This window comes from Flavobacterium sp. CSZ, from assembly GCF_015350725.1.
Classification (GTDB): domain Bacteria; phylum Bacteroidota; class Bacteroidia; order Flavobacteriales; family Flavobacteriaceae; genus Flavobacterium.
The window spans coordinates 203,716-228,661 of sequence record NZ_JADKPQ010000010.1 but is presented as its reverse complement, the minus strand read 5'-3'; the positions used below and the strand labels follow the sequence as shown (position 1 = coordinate 228,661).

The 24,946-nt window shown below is 32.5% G+C and carries 20 protein-coding genes; 13 read left to right on the top strand and 7 right to left on the bottom strand.

The window, feature by feature from the left end; all coding sequences use genetic code 11:
* From IRZ78_RS13625 to IRZ78_RS13610, 4 genes are all read right to left on the bottom strand, one after another.
* A partial coding sequence (locus IRZ78_RS13625) for an Ig-like domain-containing protein (RefSeq protein WP_194617071.1) occupies positions 1-2,151 on the bottom strand: 2,151 nt, incomplete at its 3' end.
* 6 nt (positions 2,152-2,157) lie between these two features.
* The gene (locus IRZ78_RS13620; protein ID WP_194617070.1) at positions 2,158-7,845 is read right to left on the bottom strand and encodes a hypothetical protein; all 5,688 of its coding nucleotides are present in this window, start codon (positions 7,843-7,845) and stop codon (positions 2,158-2,160) included.
* A complete protein-coding gene (locus IRZ78_RS13615; protein WP_194617069.1) occupies positions 7,842-8,441 on the bottom strand; it encodes a hypothetical protein in 600 nt (199 codons plus the stop codon). Before IRZ78_RS13615 ends, IRZ78_RS13620 begins: the two co-directional genes overlap by 4 nt.
* Positions 8,428-8,928 carry an OmpH family outer membrane protein gene (locus tag IRZ78_RS13610; protein ID WP_194617068.1) on the bottom strand — a complete coding sequence of 167 codons (501 nt, stop codon included), beginning with the start codon at positions 8,926-8,928 and terminating at the stop codon, positions 8,428-8,430. The genes IRZ78_RS13615 and IRZ78_RS13610 overlap by 14 nt, the downstream gene beginning before the upstream one ends.
* A 1,096-nt stretch (positions 8,929-10,024) precedes the next feature.
* On the opposite strand from IRZ78_RS13610, the gene IRZ78_RS13605 reads away from it, so the two are divergent.
* The 13 genes from IRZ78_RS13605 to IRZ78_RS13545 all read left to right on the top strand — a co-directional run bounded on the left by IRZ78_RS13605 (position 10,025) and on the right by IRZ78_RS13545 (position 21,438).
* Positions 10,025-10,867, top strand: coding sequence for a hypothetical protein (locus tag IRZ78_RS13605; RefSeq protein WP_194617067.1), 843 nt, complete (start codon positions 10,025-10,027; stop codon positions 10,865-10,867).
* Positions 10,867-12,078 carry a hypothetical protein gene (locus IRZ78_RS13600; protein ID WP_194617066.1) on the top strand — a complete coding sequence of 404 codons (1,212 nt, stop codon included), beginning with the start codon at positions 10,867-10,869 and terminating at the stop codon, positions 12,076-12,078. Before IRZ78_RS13605 ends, IRZ78_RS13600 begins: the two co-directional genes overlap by 1 nt.
* The gene (locus IRZ78_RS13595) at positions 12,056-12,397 is read left to right on the top strand and encodes a hypothetical protein (RefSeq protein WP_347349830.1); all 342 of its coding nucleotides are present in this window, start codon (positions 12,056-12,058) and stop codon (positions 12,395-12,397) included. Before IRZ78_RS13600 ends, IRZ78_RS13595 begins: the two co-directional genes overlap by 23 nt.
* Positions 12,378-12,878, top strand: coding sequence for a hypothetical protein (locus tag IRZ78_RS13590; RefSeq protein ID WP_194617065.1), 501 nt, complete (start codon positions 12,378-12,380; stop codon positions 12,876-12,878). The genes IRZ78_RS13595 and IRZ78_RS13590 overlap by 20 nt, the downstream gene beginning before the upstream one ends.
* On the top strand, positions 12,875-13,996 hold the full coding sequence (locus IRZ78_RS13585) for a type II secretion system F family protein (protein ID WP_194617064.1): 1,122 nt from the start codon (positions 12,875-12,877) through the stop codon (positions 13,994-13,996). The genes IRZ78_RS13590 and IRZ78_RS13585 overlap by 4 nt, the downstream gene beginning before the upstream one ends.
* A gap of 64 nt (positions 13,997-14,060) precedes the next feature.
* The gene (locus tag IRZ78_RS13580) at positions 14,061-14,495 is read left to right on the top strand and encodes a type II secretion system protein (RefSeq protein WP_194617063.1); all 435 of its coding nucleotides are present in this window, start codon (positions 14,061-14,063) and stop codon (positions 14,493-14,495) included.
* 1 nt (position 14,496) lies between these two features.
* Complete coding sequence (locus IRZ78_RS13575) at positions 14,497-14,979, top strand: prepilin peptidase (RefSeq protein WP_194617062.1); 483 nt, start codon at positions 14,497-14,499, stop codon at positions 14,977-14,979.
* Positions 14,979-16,385, top strand: a complete 1,407-nt coding sequence (locus tag IRZ78_RS13570; protein WP_194617061.1) for a GspE/PulE family protein — start codon at positions 14,979-14,981, stop codon at positions 16,383-16,385. Before IRZ78_RS13575 ends, IRZ78_RS13570 begins: the two co-directional genes overlap by 1 nt.
* 4 nt (positions 16,386-16,389) lie before the next feature.
* Positions 16,390-18,294, top strand: coding sequence for a type II and III secretion system protein (locus IRZ78_RS13565; protein ID WP_194617060.1), 1,905 nt, complete (start codon positions 16,390-16,392; stop codon positions 18,292-18,294).
* Between the two features lie 2 nt (positions 18,295-18,296).
* Positions 18,297-19,484, top strand: coding sequence for a hypothetical protein (locus IRZ78_RS13560; RefSeq protein WP_194617059.1), 1,188 nt, complete (start codon positions 18,297-18,299; stop codon positions 19,482-19,484).
* A 31-nt stretch (positions 19,485-19,515) separates the two neighbouring features.
* The gene (locus tag IRZ78_RS13555) at positions 19,516-20,001 is read left to right on the top strand and encodes a hypothetical protein (protein ID WP_194617058.1); all 486 of its coding nucleotides are present in this window, start codon (positions 19,516-19,518) and stop codon (positions 19,999-20,001) included.
* Complete coding sequence (locus IRZ78_RS13550) at positions 19,985-20,938, top strand: hypothetical protein (protein ID WP_194617057.1); 954 nt, start codon at positions 19,985-19,987, stop codon at positions 20,936-20,938. Before IRZ78_RS13555 ends, IRZ78_RS13550 begins: the two co-directional genes overlap by 17 nt.
* A 2-nt stretch (positions 20,939-20,940) precedes the next feature.
* Positions 20,941-21,438 (top strand): hypothetical protein, encoded by a 498-nt coding sequence (locus IRZ78_RS13545; RefSeq protein WP_194617056.1) that lies wholly within the window; start codon positions 20,941-20,943, stop codon positions 21,436-21,438.
* A gap of 304 nt (positions 21,439-21,742) precedes the next feature.
* Here IRZ78_RS13545 and IRZ78_RS13540 read toward each other — a convergent pair whose 3' ends face one another.
* The 3 genes from IRZ78_RS13540 to IRZ78_RS13530 all read right to left on the bottom strand — a co-directional run bounded on the left by IRZ78_RS13540 (position 21,743) and on the right by IRZ78_RS13530 (position 24,935).
* Entirely contained in the window at positions 21,743-22,408 is a 666-nt protein-coding gene (locus IRZ78_RS13540; protein ID WP_194617055.1) for an aspartate/glutamate racemase family protein, read from the bottom strand.
* Positions 22,408-23,400 carry an L-histidine N(alpha)-methyltransferase gene (locus tag IRZ78_RS13535; RefSeq protein ID WP_194617054.1) on the bottom strand — a complete coding sequence of 331 codons (993 nt, stop codon included), beginning with the start codon at positions 23,398-23,400 and terminating at the stop codon, positions 22,408-22,410. The genes IRZ78_RS13540 and IRZ78_RS13535 overlap by 1 nt, the downstream gene beginning before the upstream one ends.
* A gap of 71 nt (positions 23,401-23,471) precedes the next feature.
* On the bottom strand, positions 23,472-24,935 hold the full coding sequence (locus IRZ78_RS13530; RefSeq protein ID WP_194617053.1) for a BCCT family transporter: 1,464 nt from the start codon (positions 24,933-24,935) through the stop codon (positions 23,472-23,474).
* Positions 24,936-24,946: the final 11 nt, after the last annotated feature.

The following is a 24,946-nucleotide window of genomic DNA, read 5'->3' as shown; positions in this document are numbered from 1 at the left end:
CTTTACAGTAATTTCGTGCGAAACCATTTCACTTTTACAATAGCCATTCTTTACTGTATAATCAATTTTTACTGTTCCAATTCCAGTTCCTGTTACAAGTCCAGAAGCAGTTATTGTTGCACTTCCTGTTCCATTTGTAATAGACCAAACTCCTCCAGATGTATTGTTATAAAATTGAGTTGTAGATCCTATACTAATTATACTTGATCCGCCAGTTATTGCACTTACTATTGGATTTGCATTAATTGTTATTGCAGAAGTAGGCGCTGAGACACAACCTGTCGTACTTGTAAAGATAAAAGTTGCAGTTCCTGAAGAAATACCAGTTACAATACCTTGATTGCTAACCGTAGCTACTGCCGCATTATTGCTGGCCCAGGTTCCGCCTGTTGTAGGTGATAAAGTTGTGGTACCATTTATACAAATAGAATTCGCACCTGTTATACTTACTGCAGTGTTTGCACTAACTGTTACAACAGGACTTGCTAATGAGTTACAACTCCCTGTTTTTGTAAAAGTAAACTTTGCAGTTCCTGAAGAAATACCTTTTACAACACCTGAATTAGTTACTGTTGCAACCGCTTTATTACTGCTGGTCCAGATTCCGCCTGTTGTAGGTGATAATGTGGTTGTTGCGTTGACACATATTGAATTAGGTCCTGTTATACTTGCAACCGGGCAATCATTAACTGTTATTGGAGAAGTTGCCGGTGAAGCACAACCACCTGTCTTAGTATAGACAAATGTCGCTTTTCCTTGGGAAACTGCTTTCACTATTCCCTCATTACTTACTGTTGCAACTGCTGTATTGTTGCTGCTCCAAGTTCCTCCTGTAGTAGGAGATAATGTTGTGGTTCCATTTATACAAATAACTGTTGAACCTGTTATACGAACTGGTGTGATTGAACTTACCGTTATCGCTTGTGTTGCTATTGAAGAACAACTACCCGTTTTAGTATAAGTAAAACTTACTAATCCTGGCGAAATACCAGTTACAATACCTGAATTACTTACTGTGGCAACTGCTCTATTACTACTGCTCCATGTACCTCCTGTTTTTGGAGATAATGTTGTGGTTCCGCTTACACATATTAAACTTGGTCCGGTAATACTTGCAACCGGGCAATCATTAACTGTTATTGCAGAAGTTGGCCATGAAGCACAACCATCTGTTTTGGTAAATATAAATGTTACTTTTCCCGCAGCTTTACCCTGAACTATACCTGCATTATTTACCGTTGCTATACTTGTATTAGTACTGCTCCATATTCCGCCAGAAGTTGGAGATAGTGTTGTTGTTCCATTAATACAAATAACGTTTGCACCTGTTATACTAACTGCTGTATTTGGATTTACTTTAACTGCTGGTGTTGGCAATGATGCGCACCCACCTGTTTTTGTAAAGGTAAAAGTTGCTGATCCTGAAGAAATTCCTTTTACAATTCCTGCATTACTTACTGTTGCTACAGTATTATTGCTACTAGACCATGTACCTCCTGAATTAGGTGATAATGTAGTGGTTTCATTTATACATATAATACTTTGTCCTACTACTTCTGCTTTTGCTGTGGCATTTACTACTATTGGAGAGGTTGCCTCTGATGAACAGCCTCCTAATCTGGTAAAAGTAAAAGTCGCTGAACCTGCTGAAATTCCTTTAACGACACCTAAATTATTAACTGTAGCCACTGCTGGGTTATTACTGCTCCAGGTTCCGCCAATTATTGGAAACAAAGTAGTAATACCATTTATACAAATTGAAGTTGGTCCTGTTACACTTGCAGATGGCACCGAATTCACCACTATCGTTCTATAGCTACCACCTTTACAATTTGAATCGTCAGAGTCATATTTTAAAATAAAAATACCTGCTCTTAAAGCTCTAACCAATCCGTTGTTACTTACAGTTGCAACTAATTTATTCGAAACTGACCAATTTCCTGAATGTCCTGCATGATTGGATAGATTTGACACACTAAATTGTGTTTGTGAACCTGCGCATATATTATCATCTCCTCCAATAATAGCTCCTACGGGATTTCTTTTTCCCAAATTGCTACCATAACTATTTTTTTCATTATTTTGAGAAAACAAAACCGTTACTGAAAACAAACATAACAGTATATAGATTGACTTATGAAATACTTTCATTTTATATTAGTTTGTTTTTAAGTTAACTGTAGATGCTTTTGGTTTACAAGGCACAATTTGTTTTTTAACCACTGCTTTTTGGTTTGCTTCTATTTTCAAACTTTTTCTACCTGTGTGCGATTGTTTTGTTGAAACACTCACCTCATTAAGTTTTAGCTGATCTTGAAAATCGAAATGAGAAGCTGCACCACAATTGGATAAATCATAATCCTCAAATCCATCAGAGGCTAATTCACTATATTTAGTGTTAGAAGCTACAGCGACAGGAAAACGATTATTATATCCGTATAAAGCAGATGAATAACGATATAAAGCATCCCTATTTTCAACTTCTTGTCCATAAGGACTATACTGTGTAACCTCAGAGGCAAAAGTCCATTTTTTAAATTCCTCTCCCGTTGTAATATTCCACTTATCGGAGAAAACATAAAACGGAGAAAAATCAGTAAAATAGCCCGTTTTACGTGGAGTTGGATCAATTGTGTAATTTCTACCTGTTAGATATGCGTAAGACTTATTTGCTCTCCAATTACCCAATACATTATAAAGATACGGATTATAGGAGCGCTTAGCAACAGCATCTAAATCTTCACTAATTGACTGGGTTTCATATCCAAATGCTAATTCCCCATTTACAAAAGTCATTTTTGGTAAATTACATTCACATTGCGAGGGCCATTGATTGTTATATTCTATTGCAGATGCATTAACGATACGGTCATTGGCTGTCTGTGATGAAAATGGAGCCTTACCGATATCTCCCTTTATTCCCGTTATTTTATTATTACCATCATAATTATATAAAGGATTTCTCATAGAAGTTATACTAGCCATAGATGCCATCTGCATATTACGGTGTCCGGAACGAATAATTTTTATTTTTCCTGCATTTACCGTACTGCCTTTAATAAGGAGTCCTTTACTATCTAATAACTGAAAGCTAGAAGCATTAACTTCTACCACCCAGCCTTTAAGAGCATTTATTTTATCTTCTCCATCCAGTCCCGGAGTTGTTCCGCTTAACCAAACTTCATCTCCATCAATTAAATAATCAGACTCTTTATGATCTCCTTCAAATTGATATTGATCATTTCCTGTTTTTAAAACCTTCCATTCTAATCCGGCATTCATAGCTGCTTGGCTCATTCCATCGTAGCTCCAGTAAGCAGGAAAATTAAAATTAAAATATTTATCATTATACTCATTTACCGTTTCTGTTAGCAAAACATCTCCGGTATCTGCATCCCAAGCAAGGTTTTTAGTTGATACTATTGATCCTAAATCATACGCTACTTTTTCTGCCAGTATGGCCGAAGTATGAACGACTTTTGTCGTTACTGCCGTTCTCATCAAGGTTTCATGTTTAGAACGTGAAGGCACTATTGTTGGTATTACTACCACAACTATTGTAAAGGGTAATGTTGCCACATTCACAGCGACACCATTTGTTGAAGTAACGCTTTTATTTTCTCTAAAATCGTTAATTACATCATAATCAACTCCTACAAGTTTACTTCCTATCACTCCTTTAGAATCTACTGTTTTTACAGTATTATTTAATAATCCATAATTTTTAGTTTCAGGATTTGCACCGGTAGTACTATAATTGTAATCTACTCCTGATATTGCTTTCTTTTGCCCTTCTCCATATACGCGCTGGTTTTTCATCTTACCGTCCATATCATTGGTATGAATAGAATAACCCTGAGATAGTGTGATATAATCCTTAACATTCAAATTAATCAAGTTGGCAAGAACTCCAGAAGATTTATGACCTCCTGATAATACGGTTCTGTCTACTATGGTTGGAAAATCATTAGAAGTATAAAATTCTGTGACAACTTTACCTGTAGCATGTTTCTTTACAACTGATCCGTACGATGGATCTTTAGTATTTTCTCTGGCTAAATTACTTACTTCTACCCTGCTGTATGTAACCTTTGGAGAAGGAAAAAATGACTCCCCAAAAGGTTCCTCGACATAATTATCAGTATCTGGACCTAACAATAATTCTGGGTTATTTTTATCATAAAAAGGTTTTACAAATGGATTTTCCTTAGATCCTAAAGGCTCATAAGTAGCTACTCCTGATGATTTATCTAATGGATTACCATCCTTATCCACAGCATTATATGAATACTCCTGCCCGTAAAACTGCTTGTATGTATCAGATCCCGGATGCCCGGTCATCACATCCCATTGGTCATAAATCATTATTTTTTTTACTCTGCTTCCGCCACCTAATTTCTTGTTGTCAGGATGGCTTAACCTTACCCATGATTTACCTGTAATAAAATTACTTGCAATTCCGTTTTCTTGTAATTGCTTATTTGGACTTGTAAAAATCTTAAGCAAAGCAGGAAGCCAGCCTACTAATTCTGTAACCAGACCTTTTAGATTACTAGTATCTTCTTCATTATCCATGCTATATACTAACCTATTCAGGTTTTTTCTACCAAATCCCCATCCTGTTTTGGATATTGGATTTACTTCTTTCTTTCCGTTTAATCCATCTTCTTTTCTAACCTTTTCAAGCGGAATAGCTACATATTGCTTTCCGTTAAATTCATTAAAGGCATAATCATCTATCTTTTTACTCAGCCTCATATAACCGGTAACGTAGTCATATTTATCGGTTTGACTAATCCCAGGCTTTGGATCTGGATTAACCATATTAAGTAAAAACCTAAAATACAAAGGATTATCTTCATCACCAATAGTTTTAAGGTACTTACTAAAGAAAGTTGAAGCTATATCAGAATTTCCATTTGAAGCATTTTCAACAATTTTGTGATCTAATTCAACATAAATATAATCTCCCAAATCTTTTTTATCAGGAATGTTAGAATCATTAATGTTTGCTGCTGTAAAATCACTTTTGCTGCCACTACCCACAACTTTAAACATCTGCATTACATCTTTGTTTTGTACTTTACTGTAGTCGTCAGATTCATAGTTCAATTCCATAATACCACCAGATGGTAAATGAATCGATTTTAAGAGCCAGACCGATGCATTATTATTCGTAGTGACTTTTTCTTTTTGATCGACAAAAGGATATTCTGCATTTGATAAAGCATCCATTGTACCAACTCCTGTTTTCTCGTTGATTTTTTTATAATTTCCCCAAACATCATAAGCTTTCATGTCATAATTAGGATTGTTATTTTCATCATTTGATAAATTATAACCTGGCTTAGAAGCGTCAAATTCAGAAGCATAATTAAAAACATATGGAGTATATTCTCCCATTTTAGATTTTTTGTAGGTAAAATAAACTTTATCCAAGGTTAATTTTCCTTGCTGTCCTTTAAATTCTGCTTTGCCTTTATTTTTATTATTATCAATTCCTTGACAAAGGCTATAACTATATTTAAAATGTGCTTCTTTAATAGGAGTTGCACTATCTCCTTTTGCTAAGTATTCTGGTTTTGAGTACAATGAAATCTTGTCCAGTTTATATACTGGAGTTGTTTCATCTATTCCTCCGTTTTCGTCTTTAACTCCGTAACCATCATTTCTTGCAGAAAGATGAAATATTGCAATATGTGTTTTAGTTACTATTTTCTTGATATACAATAGCTCTTTCTCACCATATAAATAATTGGCTTTATTATCTTTTTTGCTTGAACGCAATCCTTCATCAAAATTGGCCAGATTCTTTTCAAAGGGAATTCTCCATCTGTAGTTATGTTCTCTATCGACAGATTTATTTTCATATTCAAAATTAGTGTAGGTACCTAAATCGTCATCTGAAGGTCCATTTGCACTAATATCCTGATAATCTGACGACAAAACAGATGTTAATAAATACGTATGCGCATATGCCGGGGTAGTTACTCTGTTAAAGTATTGATCTCCCCCTTTGCTATTTCTGGCAGAATTGTCTACACCCGGACTATATTCAATTAAACCTCTCTTGGCTTTAACCTCTCTGTATTGATCTTTATCACTAACATCAAAAGTTACTTCTTTTTTAAGACTATTGTAAGCCGCAAGTCCATAAACATAACGATCTCCTCCTTCTTTGGTAATTTTAATCTCTGCAGTGTGATTGTCTTTTGCAAACTCACTAAACTGTTTTGAAAATCCAAAGTTTTCAGCTTCAGCTTTCGTTAACTTATCAATAGATTGGTTTCTCGCCAGCCTTGTTTTTCTGGCCACCTGATTTGTATTTGCAATAGCTCCTTTATTTGTAGAATAATTTAGATTTGTTTTTTTATCAAATCCATTTCCTTCAATTCCCAGCAAAATCGGGTCGTAACTACCTAATTGCTTTTCAAATAAATCTAATTCTTTATCGGTATGAAAACCTCCAATATTTTTAAAAAACACCTTTTCATAATCTGGCGTATTATTCTTTTTTTCTTTAAATCTTCCTAATGCCGGATTCGAGTTTGACCATAACGCGCTGTAGCTATCACCTATGGTAACTGACACATCAACACCAAAGTGAACACCTCCACCACCACCAAATTCTAAACCTAATGATCCACCGGCACTATCGTCGTTTGTTTCATTATCATAAACATATCCAACCTGCGATTTATAAGGACGATACATTCCTGAAATTCCCTGTCCCTGAATACTATATATATCGTAAGTATTATTTGTAATGGGAAGCGAAGTTGTATTTTTACTAAATGTTCTGTCTTTTTCTCTGTTAAAATCCAAAACTGCAGATCTGGGAGCACTATAAGTGTTTTCAAAACCATAGGCTTTTTCTACTTTATATTTCTCAGAATTCTTTATTCCTTGAGAAGTTCTATATCCTGAAAATTTAAATCCTGGCTCTATACTCCAGACTTCCCCTTCGATATTGGTACTAAACATAAAGTTCGAAGAAACCATACCTATACGCTTTGTTGGTGTAAACGAGGCATTATTAAATGACACCGAACCAGATACTCCATTACTTGAATTAGTCTGAACTTTTGTTTTATCCTCTTTACTTTTATCCTGATTCGATTTTGTAGTAAATGTAGCTCCCAAGGTCATACTTTCAACACCTCTTCTATTATTATAACTAACTCCCGCATTAACTCCCGGAGTACCATTATCTGTCTCTGTTCCAATTCTTTGAGAAAGAGAGATACTCGGAGACACAGTTACACCCTCAGATGCAGAAGATGAAATATTTGTGCCAACACTAAGATTTTGGCTTATTTGATAAGAGAATCCACCATTTACGGCTACCCCAAATCCGTCATAATTATTATATTTAATGCCTATCCCTGCATTTATTTTTGCTTCTTTCAAACCAACAGCAGCAAGAAAGACATTAGCACTCGAGCCCACTGTAACATTTGGCTTCATGCTATTTTCATAAATCATTTCATCTCCGTTAAAGTCATCCGGCAGACCTCTTAGCTGTCTGGAAATCTGACCTACGTTTAGATCCCATCCAAGCCCTACCCACGAAGCTTCCTGATCCATACCTACTCCAGAGTTATAGGCCAGATTTAAAGGATAACCTCCAACATCCATAATTGGAATATTATAATTAAAATCTCCACTTGAAAGGTCAACCATATCTGATGTTCCTATTGGGGTAAAGGATTCAAACTCTGGTTGTGATGGTCCTCCTGTCAATGCATAAATCTGCATAGGCTGAAACGTTTCTAAAAGAATCATCATAGCTAAATAAATAGCAATCGTTTTTTTAAACTTACTTCTTTTCACTTGTTGAATCATAATGCTAATGGGGTAAAAGGATCTTTGAACTTAAATTTTAATGTCCCTTTTCTAAAAAGGTGATCATCGTAAATCAATTGTATTTTATCGTTAGGATCAATTCCTGAGAAAAACAAGAGTACTTTTTGTAATGGAGCAACTTTATAGCTACGCTCATAGTTAGCACCGGAACATCGTATGGTATCTCTTTTTGAAGTCACTACATAAAAATCTTTATCAAGACCAAATGACATATATTTAACTGCATCGGTATAATTGAGTCCGGTAAATTCTTGATCAAGTAAATCTTTTTCTTCATCGTGCTGAAATGTAAATTCTATAACACGTTCTGTTTTGTTCTCTTCGTAAAGAGAGTCGATATGATGTAGATTTTCTATTCCCTGAGACTTTAATAAAAAGTATTGAACAGGAACTTCTATAGCTGTAAAACCAATATCATCAACAACTTGCGTATAAGATCTGGATTTCCAGCCAATTTTTTCAAGATTAAAATAACGGTCTCTAATCTCAGAATCCTGATTTTTGTTTTCATCTTTTTTACAGGAAACAAGAAGTAAAATAAAAAATGTAAAAGCCAAACGCCTAAATACCTTCATACTTTTTATTTAAGTAAGTAATAAGATCGTTTGTAACGTCAATTTCTTCATCTGCAAACAAAATCGTTTGTTTATTGTCAGAACCTATAATTAATTGATAATTTCTATCTTTCGAGAATTGTGCAGAATAGCTCTTTATTCTTGCCCATATTTTAGTGCTTTGTTCAGCGGCAAAGAATTGATTGAATTGTTCTAATTCTTCTTTGTACTGAACAAATTGCTGCATTGTTATTTTTTTTTCAGAAATAGATAATCCCGGATATTGAAGTTTGCTATATAAAGAATCAACTTTTGATTTTTTTAAGTTAAATTCTTTTTCGCCAGAATTTTTCAACTCTTTTGTCATACTAAAATCGTTAAAGAGTTTAACGTTGTCTACATACACAGTTTTGTTTTTTTGTGTATAAGTATAAGTTAAATAAAAAATGACAATAGCTATTAACAGCACATTACATACTAATAATGCTTTGGTGGTATTTTTAATCACAGAATAAATTTGTTAAATTTGGGATGAATGCAAAATTTTTTATCAATCGATAAAATCTGTTATTTTATTTATAAATGTATTTTCACTGTATGTTAAAACGTAATTCTTTTCTAAAAACCTAAATCAAAAACGCTTGTTTTACTTTAATCTCAAACAAAATTATACCTTTTCCTTTTCCAATAAGGTGGCGAGTTGCGAGTTATGTCAACTTGAATTCTTTTTGTTTATTAATCATAAACTTGTTATTAATTTGTTAACGGGAGCAAATCTATATTTTAATTATTGAATTTAATTACGGCTTTCCTCATTCAAGGCTACTTCTTATTAAAAAAAAATATAAAACACTGAAAAACAAGTGCTTAAAATTAAAAAAATATTTTTTTTTTAACGTATTACTTGAATTTAAAAGAAAAATTGTCAAATTTAAAACACTTTGACAACTAAATAAGGGAGTAATTTATATATAAAAACCTCTAAAAAAAATGAAAGTATTTCAACAAAAAAAGAGTAAAATTCTTAAAATGAAATTAGAGTCAAAACGTTAATAATTTCGAAACAACAAATCAAATGAGTTGTTTTATTAATTACAAAAAATGAGTTATAATAACGCACCACTATTTTTATAAAAAGGCTATTACCAAAATATTAAAATAAGACTACCTTCTTTAAAGCAGTTTTTACATCATTCTTTATTTTGCAAAAATATCAATTCTTCACATTTCCTTATTTCATATTAAATAAAAGCGATTAAAACAAAAAAGTATCCTAACAGATATAATTTTGGTGTTCCTTTTTTTATTTATTGACTCTGTAATTACCTACTTCTATTTTAAATTCTAATATAACTCATATAAATAGCCAAAATGCTGCAAAAAAAAATAAAAATGCATTATTTAAAAACATAAAAAACTGACATACAATACATTAACACAAAAAAACAATACCAATGTGGAAAACCGTAAAACAATTTGAAAAATATAAAATAGTTTTGTCCCCAAAGATGACCTGTTTATGAAAAGTATTGTAGTAGGAGAGTAAAAAACATCTATTTTAATATAAAGTATATTGCTCACATTTAAAAATTAAAGTCGCCCCCTTGAAAACATATACTATACCACGTTTTACAGCTATCATTTTAGCTTTCATTCTATTTTCTTTCGCAGATCCTTATTCTATTAAGCGAATTTCTGACAAAGATTACAGATATGAATTTTATACTACTAGCAAAAAAGTTACCGCTAAGAAGAACAAAACTTATTATTGGTTCAAAGGAGGACTTATACATGAAGCACAAGGTGGAATTGCAGGGGATCTACTCCACGACAAGTTTATTAAAATGTATCACAATAATCAACTGGCAGAACAAGGCGAATTTAAAAATGGACTTCGCGTTGGACAATGGAAGACCTGGCATCAAAGTGGTGTTTTAGCCTCTACAACAGAGTATAGCAAGGGTTTGCGTTGTGGGAAATACTTCAGATATAACGAAAGTGGAAACTTAGTCGAAAACGGGAAATTCAGTTCTGATGTAAAAACAGGAAAATGGACCGATACGCAGAGCAAAGATATTACTATTTACAGAAAAGGTATAATTGTTAAGCAAAAAGAAGCGTTCACAAAATCTGAAAAATACAGAATCAAGCACGAAAACACCAAATTGGAAAATGCACAGGATGCTCAAAAAGAGCTCGAAGCAACTTCTGACGCTTTTAAACTTGCCAACTATAAAGCAAAAGCAAAAGAGGAAAAAGAGATTGCCAACGCAAAAGCTAAAAAAGAAAAAGAAGCAAAAATTGCATCAGATAAAACTGAAAGAGCAGCAAGAAAAGAAGCCAGAAAAAAAGCGAAAGAAAATGCTAAAAATGAACCTAAAAAAGATTCAAAAATAGAAAGGTTTTTTAAAAACATTTTCAAAAAGAAGGATAAAGCAACAAAATAATGGTTAAAGCTCATAGTTTGTTGTACGCCATCTATGTCTGCTTAATTGTCTCTATAATTTGTGGAGCACTGTTGTATTTTTCAAACTTATACAATCAGCTTAATTTATATTATAACTTGCAGGAAGAACTTTACATTCAGAATCAATCGGTTTTAAACTTTGCCTTAGGCAATAAAACGGCTCCTGTGGAAATTGAGAAAGATGTAAATTCAGGCATCCAAAGCAGTTACCAAACTAAATCCTACGGATTGCTTTCTTTGGTTTTGGCTCAGTCTTATATTTCAAACGATACGGTCTCTTCGGTACATTTTGTTGGGACCAGAAATATAGATAAAAATGCTGTTTATTTGACTAAATTTTCAAAGTCATTGTCCTATTCGGGCGAAGTAAGACTTGTTGGAAACAATCAATTGCCTAGCACTTTTATTGAAACTTCTTATATCAACAACAGTTTAAACAAACTTGTCACTGAAGGAAAAATTTCTCTTTCAGAGCCAAAATTGCCAGAGATAAATCCCGATTTCAAAAAAATATTTTTCGGTATCAAATCTGAAACGGTAAAACTTACCGATATAGAAAGACCAAAGGATTCGTTGTATTACAATTCCTTTTTTAATATTACAAAAGTGATTCAGGTAAAATCAACCCTGGGCAATATAATATTCAAAGGCAACTTTATTTTACGATCTGAAGACTCTATTCGTGTCAAAAAAAATACGGTTCTCGAAGATGTCATTTTAATTGCTCCAAAAATAACTCTTGAAGAAGGTTTTAAAGGAACTGTTCAGGTATTTGCTACCAAAGGAATCGAACTTGAGCAAAAAGTAACACTTAATTATCCATCGGTATTATGTGTTTATAATGAAAGTCCCGACCAATCTAAAATAAAAATAAAAAAAGAATGCCATATTACCGGGGCCGTCGTTTTATTTGGAAACAACGATACTGAGATTGATAAAAACACAATCGAGATTGATGAGAAAGGTTTGCTTTTTGGCGATTTGTATTGTTCGGGGAAACTCATGCTCAAAAGCAATGTTTACGGCTCTGTTTACACCAACCGGTTTTTTCTGAAAACAGCTTCGTCCAGTTATGAAAACATAATTAGTGATATCGAAATTAATACAGAGAAACGTCCTGCTTATTTTATTTCAATTCCATTATTTAACACTCAAAAAACAACCTATAGTGTTATTAAAAAAGTATTGTAATCTGGCAGCCAATTCTATATTAGAATCTGTTATTGCATTGACGATAATTTCGGTTTGTCTGTATTTTGCCCTTATGATTTTTGCATCGGTTTACACGCCAAAAACATCGGCCAAATTTTATGGCACCCAAAATAAGGTTAACGAACTTTTTTATTTATCCCAATTAAAAAGTGATTCAATAGCCAACGAAGGTGAAGATGATAATCTATTGATAGAAGAAGAATCTGTAAATGATAATCTGAAAAAAATTTCAGTACAATATAAAGACAGTACACAATGTAAATTCGAAAAAAGTTTCTATGTTCAAAATTCGAAATAACACAAAATCAATTCCTGCTTTTTCTATTATTGAAGCCGTTGTTGGTATGGCAATAACAGCTATTATTATGGGGGTTTTGTTTGTTATTTTCTCAATTATTACAGGAAGAATGCTCGATTTTAAAAACCAAAATCAATTGGTTAACGATTTGAACAGATTAACCTATAGTTTAAACAAAGATATTTTTGAGAAAGAAAAAATGACGGTTCTGGAAAGTGAAATTTCCTTTAAAGGATATACAGGCCAAAGGGTTTCTTATCAATTCTCAGAGGATTATATTTTAAGAAACAGCGAAACCTTTATCGATACTTTTAGAATTAAATTGCACAAAATGATTGTAGATACTGTCAAAAGCAAATCACAAGAGTTTGTTTTTCAGAAAGTAAAATTAAATATAGAATCAAACGAGAAGGAACTTGATTTACACTTTTACAAAAGAGTTTATCCAAATGAATTATTAGAAAAACTAAAAACAGAATGAGTTTTGATTTAGCTACATATAAAGCGCCACAGGCTGAGAAAAAGGATTTCAGGATGGAAACCAGTTCTTTGCAGTTCTCTAAAAAACTTTCTGATAAGAAAAAGGAAATTTTTTACAGAGAACTGGGTATGTTATTAAGATCTGGTGTTGATTTTAAAAAAGCACTTGAAATTTTGGGCAACCAGTCTGCCAATAAGTTTGAAAAAGAGCTAATTCTTGAAATTAAAGAAAAGGTAGTGGAAGGAAGAAGTATTTATGAATCAATGCGCGAAACCAATCAATTCTCTGCTTATGAATATTACAGCATTCAAATTGGTGAGGAAACACGAAAATTAGAAGAAGTTTTAGGCGAATTACAAAAGTATTTCAACCGAAAAATTCAGATGAAAAGGCAAATTATATCCGTGATGACCTATCCTAGCATTGTCATGTTGGTCACGATTTTGGTTTTGTATTTCATGTTAAACAAAGTAGTTCCGATGTTTAGTTCTGTTTTTAAACAATTTGGAAGCGAATTACCAAAAAGCACCCAGATTATCTTAAAAATATCGAATCATTCCGGGATGATATTTTCAGTTGTAATCGGGGTCATAATTGCTTTAATTACCACTCATATGCTGTTAAAGGAAAAAGATAGCTATAGGTCGTTGACAACAAAAATGATTTTAAAAATTCCATATTTCGGAAACTTGATTCGCAAAATATACATTTCTCGTTTTTGCCAGGCAATGAATTTATTGATAACATCACGAACAACCTTGATAAATTCATTATCTCTAACAGCAAAAATGATCAGCTTTTACCCTATAGAAATTGCCATCAATCAAATTAAAGAAGACATAACAAGGGGAGCGTCTTTACATGAAAGTTTAAAAAAGCATTCTGTTTTCGAAAACAAAATGGTTTCTATGGTAGAAGTTGCAGAACAAGTCAACCAACTTGAATTAATGTTTGAAAGACTTACCGAGCAATATAATGAGGAAATTAGTCACCAAACAAAGATGATTGGTGTCATTTTAGAACCTATGATTATTATTGTAATTGGAGCTATTGTGGGAGTAATTATGGTCTCTATGTATGCGCCAATGTTCGATTTAAGTAAAATTATAAATAAATAAACGCCATTATTATTCAGATTATATAAGCGTCAATTGATTAACACATTTTAACAAAGAAAAGCAGATGTTAAAGAAGATTAAAAAATACCACAAATTAAACCAACAACTTAAAGTTAAAGCTTATTCTTTAACAGAAATTTTAATTGTACTATGCATTATTGGCATATTGCTTTTGATGGTTTTACCAAATCAAACCTCTGTCATTGGTCAGGCAAAAGCTATCGAGGCTCAAGCGATGCTAAATCAAGTTTATGGTCTTGAAAAAAGTTATTTCTACAGACATTCAAAATATTCAGGCAGTTTGGAAGAAATTGGTTTTGAGCAGGAAAAAACGGTTGAAGAAGGTGGTCAGGCGGTTTACAAAATCGAAATTTTAGAAGCATCAAATGATTCTTTTTCTGCAAGAGCGACCGCCACATCTGACTTAGATAGCGATGGAAGTTTTAATACATGGGAAATAGACAGTAAAAAAATATTAACAGAAGTAACAAAAGAATAAGTTGAAAATAGCCCCAGCCGTCTTATTGCTTTGTTTAGCAGTTGTTTTTATTCAGGATTGGAGATTCCGAAAAATACATGTGGCATTACCACTTGTCATTTTTGCAGTTTCGCTCTTTATAATTACAATTGAAAAATACAATTTATTAGAAATCGTACTCTTTAATACAGGTTTCTTTTTGATTACACTTGGTATCTTGACTATTTATATGAGTTTGAAATCCAAAAAATTTCTTAACCCTTTTCAGCATTATTTTGGATTGGGTGATCTATTGTATTATCTTGCTATTACTCCGCTATTTTTATTAAAAAACTATATTTTATTTTTCATTCTGTCTCTTGTGTTTGCTATTGTTCTGCAATTTTCATTAAAGAAATTCATTAGAGAAGAAACTGTTCCATTAGCTGGATTTTCGGCCTTGTTCTTATTTATTATAATACTGAAAGACAGCTTTTTTGTTTTTCAAAAAATAACTTTATTATAATGGCGCAAGATATAGTAATCCTTCCTGAAGTACAGCACGTCGTTTCTAATGATCTTGCAAATCAATATCGAATATTACCCAAATCTATTTCTGAAAACACTTTAGAACTATATGTCGACAATTCCAATAGCAATGAAGATTCGAAAGATGAATTAGAGCTTTTTTTAGGAAAAAATATCCTTTTCTATCCTATTGACGCCTACGAAATTGAAAAGGCTTTGTCTATTTATTATCGAAAAGAGCGTCCTTTAGCCTCTAATAAATCTCTGAATGTTGACAAAGGTGATTTCCTGGAGAACCTATTGACTGAAGCCAAATCCCTAAAATGCAGTGACATTCATTTTGAGGTTTACGAAAATTCTTCTAGAATTAGGTTTAGAATTGATGGCCAATTAATTGAACGCTATAAAATAGAGCGTGATAATTATCTTGAATTGGTCAATAAAGTTAAGATTAAAGCTAAATTGAATATTACTGAGAAAAGACTGCCGCAAGACGGACGTATAACTAATGAATCTTTTGATATCAGGGTTTCGATTCTGCCAACACTATTTGGAGAAAAAATAGTAATGCGTTTGTTAGGTCAGGATGCCTCAAACATAGATTTAAGCACCTTAGGTTTGCAAAAAGAAGAGCTTGAAAGTTATCTTGAGGCGGTAAAAAAACCAAACGGAATTATATTAATAAGTGGTCCAACGGGTTCGGGTAAAACAACAACGCTATACGCCACATTAAGATTATTAAACGACAGTCGAAGAAATATTGTAACAGTCGAAGACCCGATTGAATATACTCTAAAAGGTATAAATCAAGTCCAACTTAAGGAAGATATTGGACTAACATTTTCTTCAGCACTAAAATCATTTTTACGTCAGGATCCTGATGTTATTATGCTGGGAGAGATTCGTGATTCTGAAACTGCCTTAATGGCAATTCGTGCTTCTCTAACAGGGCATTTAGTTTTATCAACCATACATACAAATTCAGCAATAGGCACTATTTCGAGATTAATTGACATGGGGGTTCCTTCGTATCTAATTGCCGAAACTTTAAATTTATCGGTTGCACAAAGATTAGTTCGAAAACTTTGTACAAACTGTAAAAAAGAGACTGTAAATAATCCGAAAGATTTTCCGCTGAATTTTAAATTCCCTTTTGAAATCTCCTCCTATTATAAACCTGTGGGATGTAATAAATGCTTTCATACCGGATATAAAGGAAGAACAGCAATTTATGAAATCTTAAATATAGATCACTCTATTGCAGAGTCTATTAAAAATAATACAATTAGAAAACTGTACAATAATGAGAGTAACTATAAATCACTGCCTGAAAAGGCATTTGAAATTTTAGCCCAAGGAGAAACCTCTCTAGAAGAAATATATTCAATTTTAATAAACATATAAATAAATGCTAAAACAGATAGTTTTCGCACTAGCTGCGTTATTTTTCTCAAATATTATTTTCGCTCAGCAAGACATTGTCGAACTGGGGCGAAAGTTTGACGAGTTTGCAATACAAAAGAAAGGTTTAAATGAAACTATTAAAATAGATGTTTCCGGGCTAACACTTCATGATTTTATTGCATCAATAGCCGAGGAGCATCAGTTAAACATAGATGTTGATACTGAATTGAATCAACCGGTAGCCAATAACTTTTTTGATGTAACTGTAAAAGATGTTTTTATACATCTGACTCAAAAATACGATCTTGATGTCTCATTTATGAGTAATATTATCGTTTTCAAAAAAAGAAAAGTCATAGCTATAGTTGAAAAAAAACAACCTAAAATCATCGATGTAACGTACAATTCGCAAAATGATTTCCTCTCTGTAAGACTAGAAAATGATACCTTATCTGCAGTTGCAAAAGCAATTATTGATAAGTCAGGAAAGAATTTAGTTTTAGCACAAGATGTAAAAAACATAAAAATATCATCTTATATCTTAAATCGTCCGTTTGATCAGGTAATTGAAATGATGGCAAAATCAAATGATTTAAGCGCTACAAAAGACGATAACGATGTTTATTTCCTGCAAAAAAACACTACTCAAAATGTAAATGCTTTAGCCATTGGTCCTAAAGCTAAACAAGCAAGAGTAAGCCTTGGAGTTCCCGGATTTTATGAAGTAAATGTAAATAAACAAGGTTTTTTGCAAGTAAACGCCTATATCGCAGATGCATCAGATTTATTGACCGAAGCTGCAGAAAAACTTCATATCAATTACTTTTTATACAACAAACCTGAAAACGAAAAAACAACACTCTCTGCTGACAGTATTACTTTTGATGAGCTTTTGGCAAACATATTTAAAGGAAAAAAATATACCTACAAAAAGCAGGATAACTTTTATCTAATTGGTGAAGAAGCTACTGAGGGATTAAGAGTTACAGAAATGATCCAATTAGAAAACAGATCTATTGAGTCTGTTATCAATACACTACCAAAGGTTTTTTCTGAAAAATTAGAAATAAAAGAATTTATAGAATTAAATGGATTAATTGTTTCCGGATCAAGATCTATTCTGGAGGAGTTAAAAATTTACATCAAGCAAATTGATAAAGTTGTACCTATGGTACAAATAGAGGTTATTATTGTGCAATACAATAAGTCTTATGATATACAAACCGGAATGAAAGCAGGATTAGACAAACTAAATTCGGTCAAAACAACTGGTGTTTTGTTTCCTAATTCTGATGTAACTCTCAATGGCTCTTCAGTGAATAGCTTGATAAATGCTTTTAATGGTTTTGGTCTTTTTAAACTCGGAAAAGTAACCGAATCTTTTTACCTGAACCTTAAACTTCTGGAAAACAACTCAGTGTTGAAAATTGAATCTACGCCAAAAATAGCAACTATAAGTGGACATGAAGCCAAATTATCTATTGGAGAGACCAGTTATTATTTCGAGCAAAATAACCGATTAATCAATAACAGTATTGGTAACGACATTTTGAATTCCGGAACCTGGAAATCTACAGATGCCAATTTAAGTGTATCGATAAAGCCTTATGTTTCTACAGATGAAAATGTAACATTGACTATTGCTGTAGAAAAAAGTTCTTTCCTTGCCAGAGTTGGTGAAGATGCGCCTCCGGGAAAAGCTACTCAAAAATTTGAATCTCTGGTAAGGGTGAAAAATGGCGAAATGATATTACTGGGCGGCCTTGATGAATTGAAAAAAGAAAACTCAGGAACAGGAACTCCGTTAATGTCCAGAATACCTATTATTAAATGGTTTTTTAGCAGTAGAAAAAAAGCAAAAAGTGATTCTAAACTTCACATTTTTATTAAACCAACCGTTATTTATTAAGGATGTTTGCCACTCTATCAAAATTCGTAAAAATTAACGACTTAAATGTTGTTGGAGTAATCAAAAAAGAAGATTACGAAATCTATAATTTGCTTACTATTAAAAAGAAAGCAAATAAGGTTTCTATTGTTTCTAAACAAACTTTTGAAAACTTTGAAGCGTTAACAAAAGTAGCAGACAGAAAACTTCCTCTTTTGATAGTTGTAGAAGGAAAAGGAGTTTTAAATAAAGAAATTGATTTTGAAAATGAAACAGATGTAAATTGGCAAAAAAACATCGATTACAATGCCATTTATTATACAGATATAAAAGGTGCAAAATCAAATTTCATGAGTTTTTGCAGAAAAAATATTGTCGAGCAAACCATTACACAGTTTCAAAAAAAAGGCTTTCAGATTATCGATGTTTATATTGGCTCGTTTTTAGCAGCTTTATTAAACAATGCCTTAAAAAAAGAAAATCTACTTTCGACTGATTTAAAATTAGAGTTTGAAAATGAAAAACTAATTGGCTTTTCTAAACAAAATGAAAATGCAACAGCAGTCAATTATCAAATTGGAGAAGAAAATATTTCGAACATTTTTTTACCTTTATATGGGGCCATTATTCACTTTTTTGTAAAACAGAGAGAAGTTTCAAAAACTATAAATGATAGTTTAAATAATGAAGAATTAATTTATAAAAAAGCTTTTAATATTCTTGGAATTACCATTCTATGCGGTTTTCTTGGTTCATTGTTAATCAGCTATTTTTTAATTCAATATTACGGTACCAAGAATTCTGAACTAAATCTTCAAACTGTTTTTTCTAATCAGTCCTATCAACTCATATTGGATTTAGAAGCTGAGAAAGAAAAAAAACTTGGCGTTTTAAAAGAATCGGGAGTTTTGTCCTCTAAATTTCTTTCTTTTTATAGTTATGAAATTATCCGAACAATTCCAAGTGGTGTTTCTTTAAACGAATTAAACGTTGTCCCTTTAAAAGAAGAATACAAAGAGAATAAGAAAGCTTTATTTAATAGTGATACAATCATTATTAAAGGCGAAACATTTCAGGAATCAGCATTTAATTTTTGGTTGGAGAATTTAAAGAAGATGAATTGGCTGCAACGATTTGAAATCATTAGTTTGAAAAAGGATAAAAAAAATAAATCAATATTTGAAATTAAAATAATTATTAAAAATGTTTGAAAACTATTCCTATAAACAAAAATTTTATGCCTTGATAATACTCTTTTTTATGCTTTCGGCAACAGCATACAAAAGATCATTTCATACCTTATTTGAAGTTATTTCAGAATATAAAATGCTATCAAAAAAAGCCGATGATATTAACAAAAAATCTAAAAGTACAGGAACATTAACCAATGACATAGCATACTTAGATAAAATTATAGGCAAAGAAGGTGTTACAAAAGAAATGGTACAGCAAGGCATTGTAAGTTTTGCATCAACAAATTCAAAGAACATATCTATAAGTGATTTAAAACCCATACATGATTTCCCTGAAGATGATTATCATATTATTACAAATCAACTGGATGTTACCGGAAATGCGAATCAACTATTAGAACTGGCATATAATTTTGAGAAAAAATTTGATTTTTCACGAATGGTAAGTCAAAATTTTTACACCACAAAAAAGAACAATAAATCTGAAGTTTTACATTTAAAAATGATTTTTCAAAACTATGAAAACAATAAATAAAATTATATTAATAAGCCTTGCAATATTAACTTATTCATGTGAAGATATTCTTGAAGAAGATATTACTAATGATATTGTACAAATCATTTCCCCGGCAAAAGATACTAAAATTGAAAGCAACGTAGTAAGTTTTAAATGGAACAGCTTAAAAGGTGCAGATAAATACCGTATTCAGGTTTTTACAACTGATCAGGTGTTATTATTGGATTCATTAACTACAAAAGCAAATTTAACTCTTCCCCTTAATGCAGGAAATTATCTCTGGCGTGTACGTGCAGAAAACTATGCTTATCAATCTACCTACTCCTTCCCTTCTAATTTTTCGACCACTATTCCCGATGATTTAACTAATCAACAAGTTATATTATCCAGTCCTGATAATGATAAATTTGTAAATTTTATTAATGTAACCCTAAATTGGATACCTCTCAATAAAGCAACAAGTTATAGCGTAAAAGTTGTTAAAACATCAACCGGAGAAGAAGTTTTTTCGAAAAACGATTTAACAGACAATTCTGTAATGCTCGACAAGCCGACATTGGAAGATGGAAATTATGAATGGAGAATAAAAGCCAAAAACACAGATAGTGAAACAAAACAATATTCGGCCAGAAAATTCAATATTGACACTACCTCACCAAATCAGCCCAAAAACACGCTTCCGGCGGACAATTCTACTCAATCAGTTAACACGGCAGTAACATATACGTGGAGTATTCCAGCAGATGTTGGACTGGCAAAATCTCCAATTTCTTACGTAGTTGAATTTGCTAGCGATGTTACTTTTAATTCTATTGTTGACACAATTAACAGCAATGCAACAACACTACAATATACATCTACAACTAAAGGAGTATATTACTGGAGAGTTAAAGCTATTGATGGAGCTGGAAATATTGGAACTAATAGCACAGGATATAAGTTTACAGTAAATTAATAATGGCAAAAAAAAAGATCAATATAATTCTAATTATTGTAGTTTTAGGCCTATGGGGAACCGTAGGTTTTAAGACTATTAATGGCTACTTTGGCCAAAATACTGTTATTGCAAATACTGAAATACAGACAAAGAATTTGTCTCTTAAAAGAATTGATAAAGATACATTTGCATTAGAAAAAATAAATCGAGATCCGTTTTTAAACAAACAATTTCAGCAACAAGCAGCACGGGTAAAATTGGTTTCCTATCATAACCCGGTAAAAAAAGTGCCTGCAATAGTACCAAAAAAACCAATTACAAACCTTAACTGGCCTACATTAAAATATTTTGGATATTTAAAATCTAAAGATCAGGAATTGGTCTTGCTAAAAATAGATTCAAAACTGCATAAACTCAAATTAAATGATCCTGTAGATGGTTTGGTAGTAAGACGAAAATTCAAAGATTCTATCGAGGTGTCTTTTAACTCACAAAACAGAATAATTCATTTGAGGTAGGTTGCTTAGAGCTAAATTATATCTTAATTTTTTTGAAGAGTTTTAAGTATATACTGTGCATGAGAGTTTGAAAAATAAATTTTAAAAAAACAAAAAGCTTCAGAGAAATCTAAAGCTTTTTACGTTTTTCGTTTTTTATAATCTTCATTTAATTAGAACGATGCTGCAGTCCTGGATTAGAAGATGGGCCAACCAACTTTATTATTCCCAAAACCAGATTAGATTTTTCGATTCCTAAAGAAAAAACAAAAACCATACATATCTGCCTTGTTGAGGATCCCAAATCTAATAAATATTTGCTGAGCTACTCTATATTTTTAACAGCGGTTTCTATTTGAATCCGGGACATATCAAAAACGTTAACACCGAGAGTATCCCACGCTACTGATAATTCTGTACAGGCCAATACCACAGCATAATTTGTACTGTATTTTTTGATGACATTGGCAAACTCTTTTAAGAGTTCTTCACTTTCTGTTTCCCAGTAAATATGCTTACGAACATCATCTATTACCAGGCGTTCTTCTGCATTAGGAAGTACAACTGCAATACTTTGCTTATTAAATGCGGCTTTTAAATAATTCGATTCCATTGTATGCAATGAACCCATTAAAACGATCTCATTGAAACCATCTCCCTTAAGTTTGGCTATGGTGAGGTGCACCGGATGAATAATCTTTGGTATTATACTTAGTTTATCAATAGTTTCATGCAAAGTAATATTGGGAATTAGAATAGCATCTACCTGTAAAGGCTGTAATTCTGCTAAATAATTATCAACAAGCACTGTAAGCTTCTTTGAGGGTTGAGGGAGCAAATTATTAAGCACATCAAAATTGGCATTCCATAATTTAAAAGGACAGGTACTGTATCGGGATTTCTTATTATGATAAAGACGGTTGAGTTCTTTAATATAAAAAAGAGTAGAACGGCTTCCTAATCCCAGTATACCTAACGATTGTATTTTCATTATAAATGCTCTAAAACATAATTGGCAAAATACTCTTTACGATCCGTAATTCGCTCTTTGATAACAAAGGCTGTCTTTTTTAGAATTTTATCCAATATTTTATCATTGTATTTTCTTGAAATTTCGGTCAAAATTTTCTCTCCTTTACCAAAATGAAATATCTTATTGAGCTTTTTTATAAATACATCCTGCTCTTTGGTACTTACTAAAAAACTAGTAGCAATACCTTGTTTTTCATCGTATTCAGGTTGGTGTTTAAAATTTTCTATTTGAAAATCAGCATCCAGTTCCCGGTTGATTCGTTCAAGCAAGTTTAGGTTAAAAGAAGCCGTGACACCTTTGCTGTCATTATAGGCAGGCAAAACAATAGCTGCTGGTTTTATTAAATCTACCCCTAAAAAAAACTTGTCACCAAAATTTAAATTTTCACTCAGATTAGCAATAAAATCTTCGGCCACCTCATCGGGCATATTGCCAATATTGGATCCTAAAAACAGGATTACTTTTGGATGTTGGTTCTCTTTTAATGATTCTAAAACCTCAAAATAATCCCCTTGTTTGGTTTTTACACCTATATGAGGCATTTGCTCATTGAGATCTTTTTGCAGTTTTTCTAAAGCATTTTGCGAAATATCTACCGCAATGTAGTCAAACTGGTAATTTTCACGCGAGAGTTCCCCTAGCAGCTCTTTGGTTTTCATGCCATCGCCTGCCCCAAGTTCTATCAGTTCAAAATAAGTGTCCTGATTTAATTGTAATGCTTTAATTATCGAAGCGCTTTTATCTTTAAATATTTCATGCTCTGAACGTGTGAGATAATATTCAGGTAGATGCATAATTTCGACAAAAAGAGCATCTCCTTTTTTATCATAAAAAAACTTTGAAGGCAAGCTCTTCAAAGACTCGTTTAATCCCTGATTCACTTCTTTTTTAAATTGCTCTAATGTGCTTTTTGGGGATTCTTTTTTATTTAAAACCACTGTCTCTTTCATAATATAAGGCTATTGGTTATTTATCTTAAGTTATCTTAAAAATACAACACAAAACGATGCGTGATGTTATACTATTTTCGAAAAATGTTCTCTTTAAAGAATGCTACTATACAATAAAGATACAAAAAGCTAAAAGGTAAAGCCATAATAATTAACAAATTACTAACCCCATTTAGCAGTTCACTGGTGCCAAGGGCAGTAAGTCCTAATGCAGTGGCAGTAATGATAATACCCCAACCAAGTTTATGTTTTTTAGATGGATTTTCATTGCCCTTGTCACTAAACATCCCTAATACAAAAATGGCTGAATCCACTGAATTAATAATGGAAATAGCAACTAGAAGACCTGCAAGCAAAAAGGTGATTTGGTGAAATGGAAGATGTCCTAAAAAAACAAATAAAGAACTAAAAAGGTTATCAAACTCTGTAGTATTCCCCTTGTCTATAATCTCAAAAGCAGAATTAGCAAATATCGAAAACCAGATGATGGTGGCCAAAGTAGGTACTAAAATGGTAGCCATCAAAAATTCTTTTATTGTTCTTCCTTTGGAAATACGGGCAATAAAAATCCCGGTAAAAGGAACCCACGCCAGCCAGAATGCCCAGTAGAAAACCGTCCAATCCTGGGTAAAGGTTCCTTTGGTTCTGTAAGCTCCTGTCGCCAGACTCATTTCAAAAAAATGAATCACATACTGATAAAAAGCCGTAAAAGTCTGGGTGAGGTAAAGATTGAAATTAAGAAACAAAGCCACAAAAAGCATTAAAACAATGGAAAAAACAAAATCAAAATCAGCCAAAAATTTAATCATTTTTGTAATTCCTGTCAAAGCAGAATAAGTAGCGATGCATCCCATTACAAAAACACTCATCAATAAAAAAGAGGTTCCAATATCTGTCTCAAAAGTATAATTGAGTCCGCCTATTAATTGTGCTGTACCCAATCCTAATGAAGCAATTACCCCTGTAATGGTGATCAGTACAATGAAAAGAATGGCGCTAAATTTCAGTACATTATTCTTAATATCAGGAACTACGGCATGCAATAAATTAGGTGCTTTTTTGATGTAAAGATTGTATGCAACCAGTAAACCAAACAGACTATACATGGCCCAGGGTGTAAAACCCCAATGAAAAAAGGTATATTGAAGTGCGGTTTCTTTAGCATTAATAGTGAGAACCGGGCTATTATTGAAATAATAAACTGGCTCCTGCACCGCGCGAAGCAATAAACCAGAACCCATTCCGGTACTGTACAATAAGGCAATCCAACTAAAATAGGAATATGCTGGTTTTTCTGATCCCAATCTTTTATTTCGAATGGGTAAAAACAGCAACAATAAAGAAGCGAGCACTATAAGGAGTCCCAATCCCAAATAATAAGTACTAAAAACCCCTAGTAATTGTTTGTTGATCTGACTCAATACAGATAACAAAGTAGCCGGCGCCAAGATTCCGCTTATAAAGAATACAGCACCAAAAATCATCCCGTACAGAAGTAGATTGTTGGCCCGAAAATGACTGGATAATTTTAACATTAAAATACTTC

Bases quoted from the DNA above. Each gene is read 5' to 3' on its own strand.
- IRZ78_RS13620 (WP_194617070.1), bottom strand. From the start codon at position 7,845: ATGATTCAACAAGTGAAAAGAAGTAAGTTTAAAAAAACGATTGCTATT.
- IRZ78_RS13615 (WP_194617069.1), bottom strand. From the start codon at position 8,441: ATGAAGGTATTTAGGCGTTTGGCTTTTACATTTTTTATTTTACTTCTT.
- IRZ78_RS13600 (WP_194617066.1), top strand. From the start codon at position 10,867: ATGGTTAAAGCTCATAGTTTGTTGTACGCCATCTATGTCTGCTTAATT.
- IRZ78_RS13590 (WP_194617065.1), top strand. From the start codon at position 12,378: ATGTTCAAAATTCGAAATAACACAAAATCAATTCCTGCTTTTTCTATT.
- IRZ78_RS13585 (WP_194617064.1), top strand. From the start codon at position 12,875: ATGAGTTTTGATTTAGCTACATATAAAGCGCCACAGGCTGAGAAAAAG.
- IRZ78_RS13580 (WP_194617063.1), top strand. From the start codon at position 14,061: ATGTTAAAGAAGATTAAAAAATACCACAAATTAAACCAACAACTTAAA.
- IRZ78_RS13570 (WP_194617061.1), top strand. From the start codon at position 14,979: ATGGCGCAAGATATAGTAATCCTTCCTGAAGTACAGCACGTCGTTTCT.
- IRZ78_RS13565 (WP_194617060.1), top strand. From the start codon at position 16,390: ATGCTAAAACAGATAGTTTTCGCACTAGCTGCGTTATTTTTCTCAAAT.
- IRZ78_RS13560 (WP_194617059.1), top strand. From the start codon at position 18,297: ATGTTTGCCACTCTATCAAAATTCGTAAAAATTAACGACTTAAATGTT.
- IRZ78_RS13550 (WP_194617057.1), top strand. From the start codon at position 19,985: ATGAAAACAATAAATAAAATTATATTAATAAGCCTTGCAATATTAACT.
- IRZ78_RS13545 (WP_194617056.1), top strand. From the start codon at position 20,941: ATGGCAAAAAAAAAGATCAATATAATTCTAATTATTGTAGTTTTAGGC.
- IRZ78_RS13540 (WP_194617055.1), bottom strand. From the start codon at position 22,408: ATGAAAATACAATCGTTAGGTATACTGGGATTAGGAAGCCGTTCTACT.
- IRZ78_RS13535 (WP_194617054.1), bottom strand. From the start codon at position 23,400: ATGAAAGAGACAGTGGTTTTAAATAAAAAAGAATCCCCAAAAAGCACA.
- IRZ78_RS13530 (WP_194617053.1), bottom strand. From the start codon at position 24,935: ATGTTAAAATTATCCAGTCATTTTCGGGCCAACAATCTACTTCTGTAC.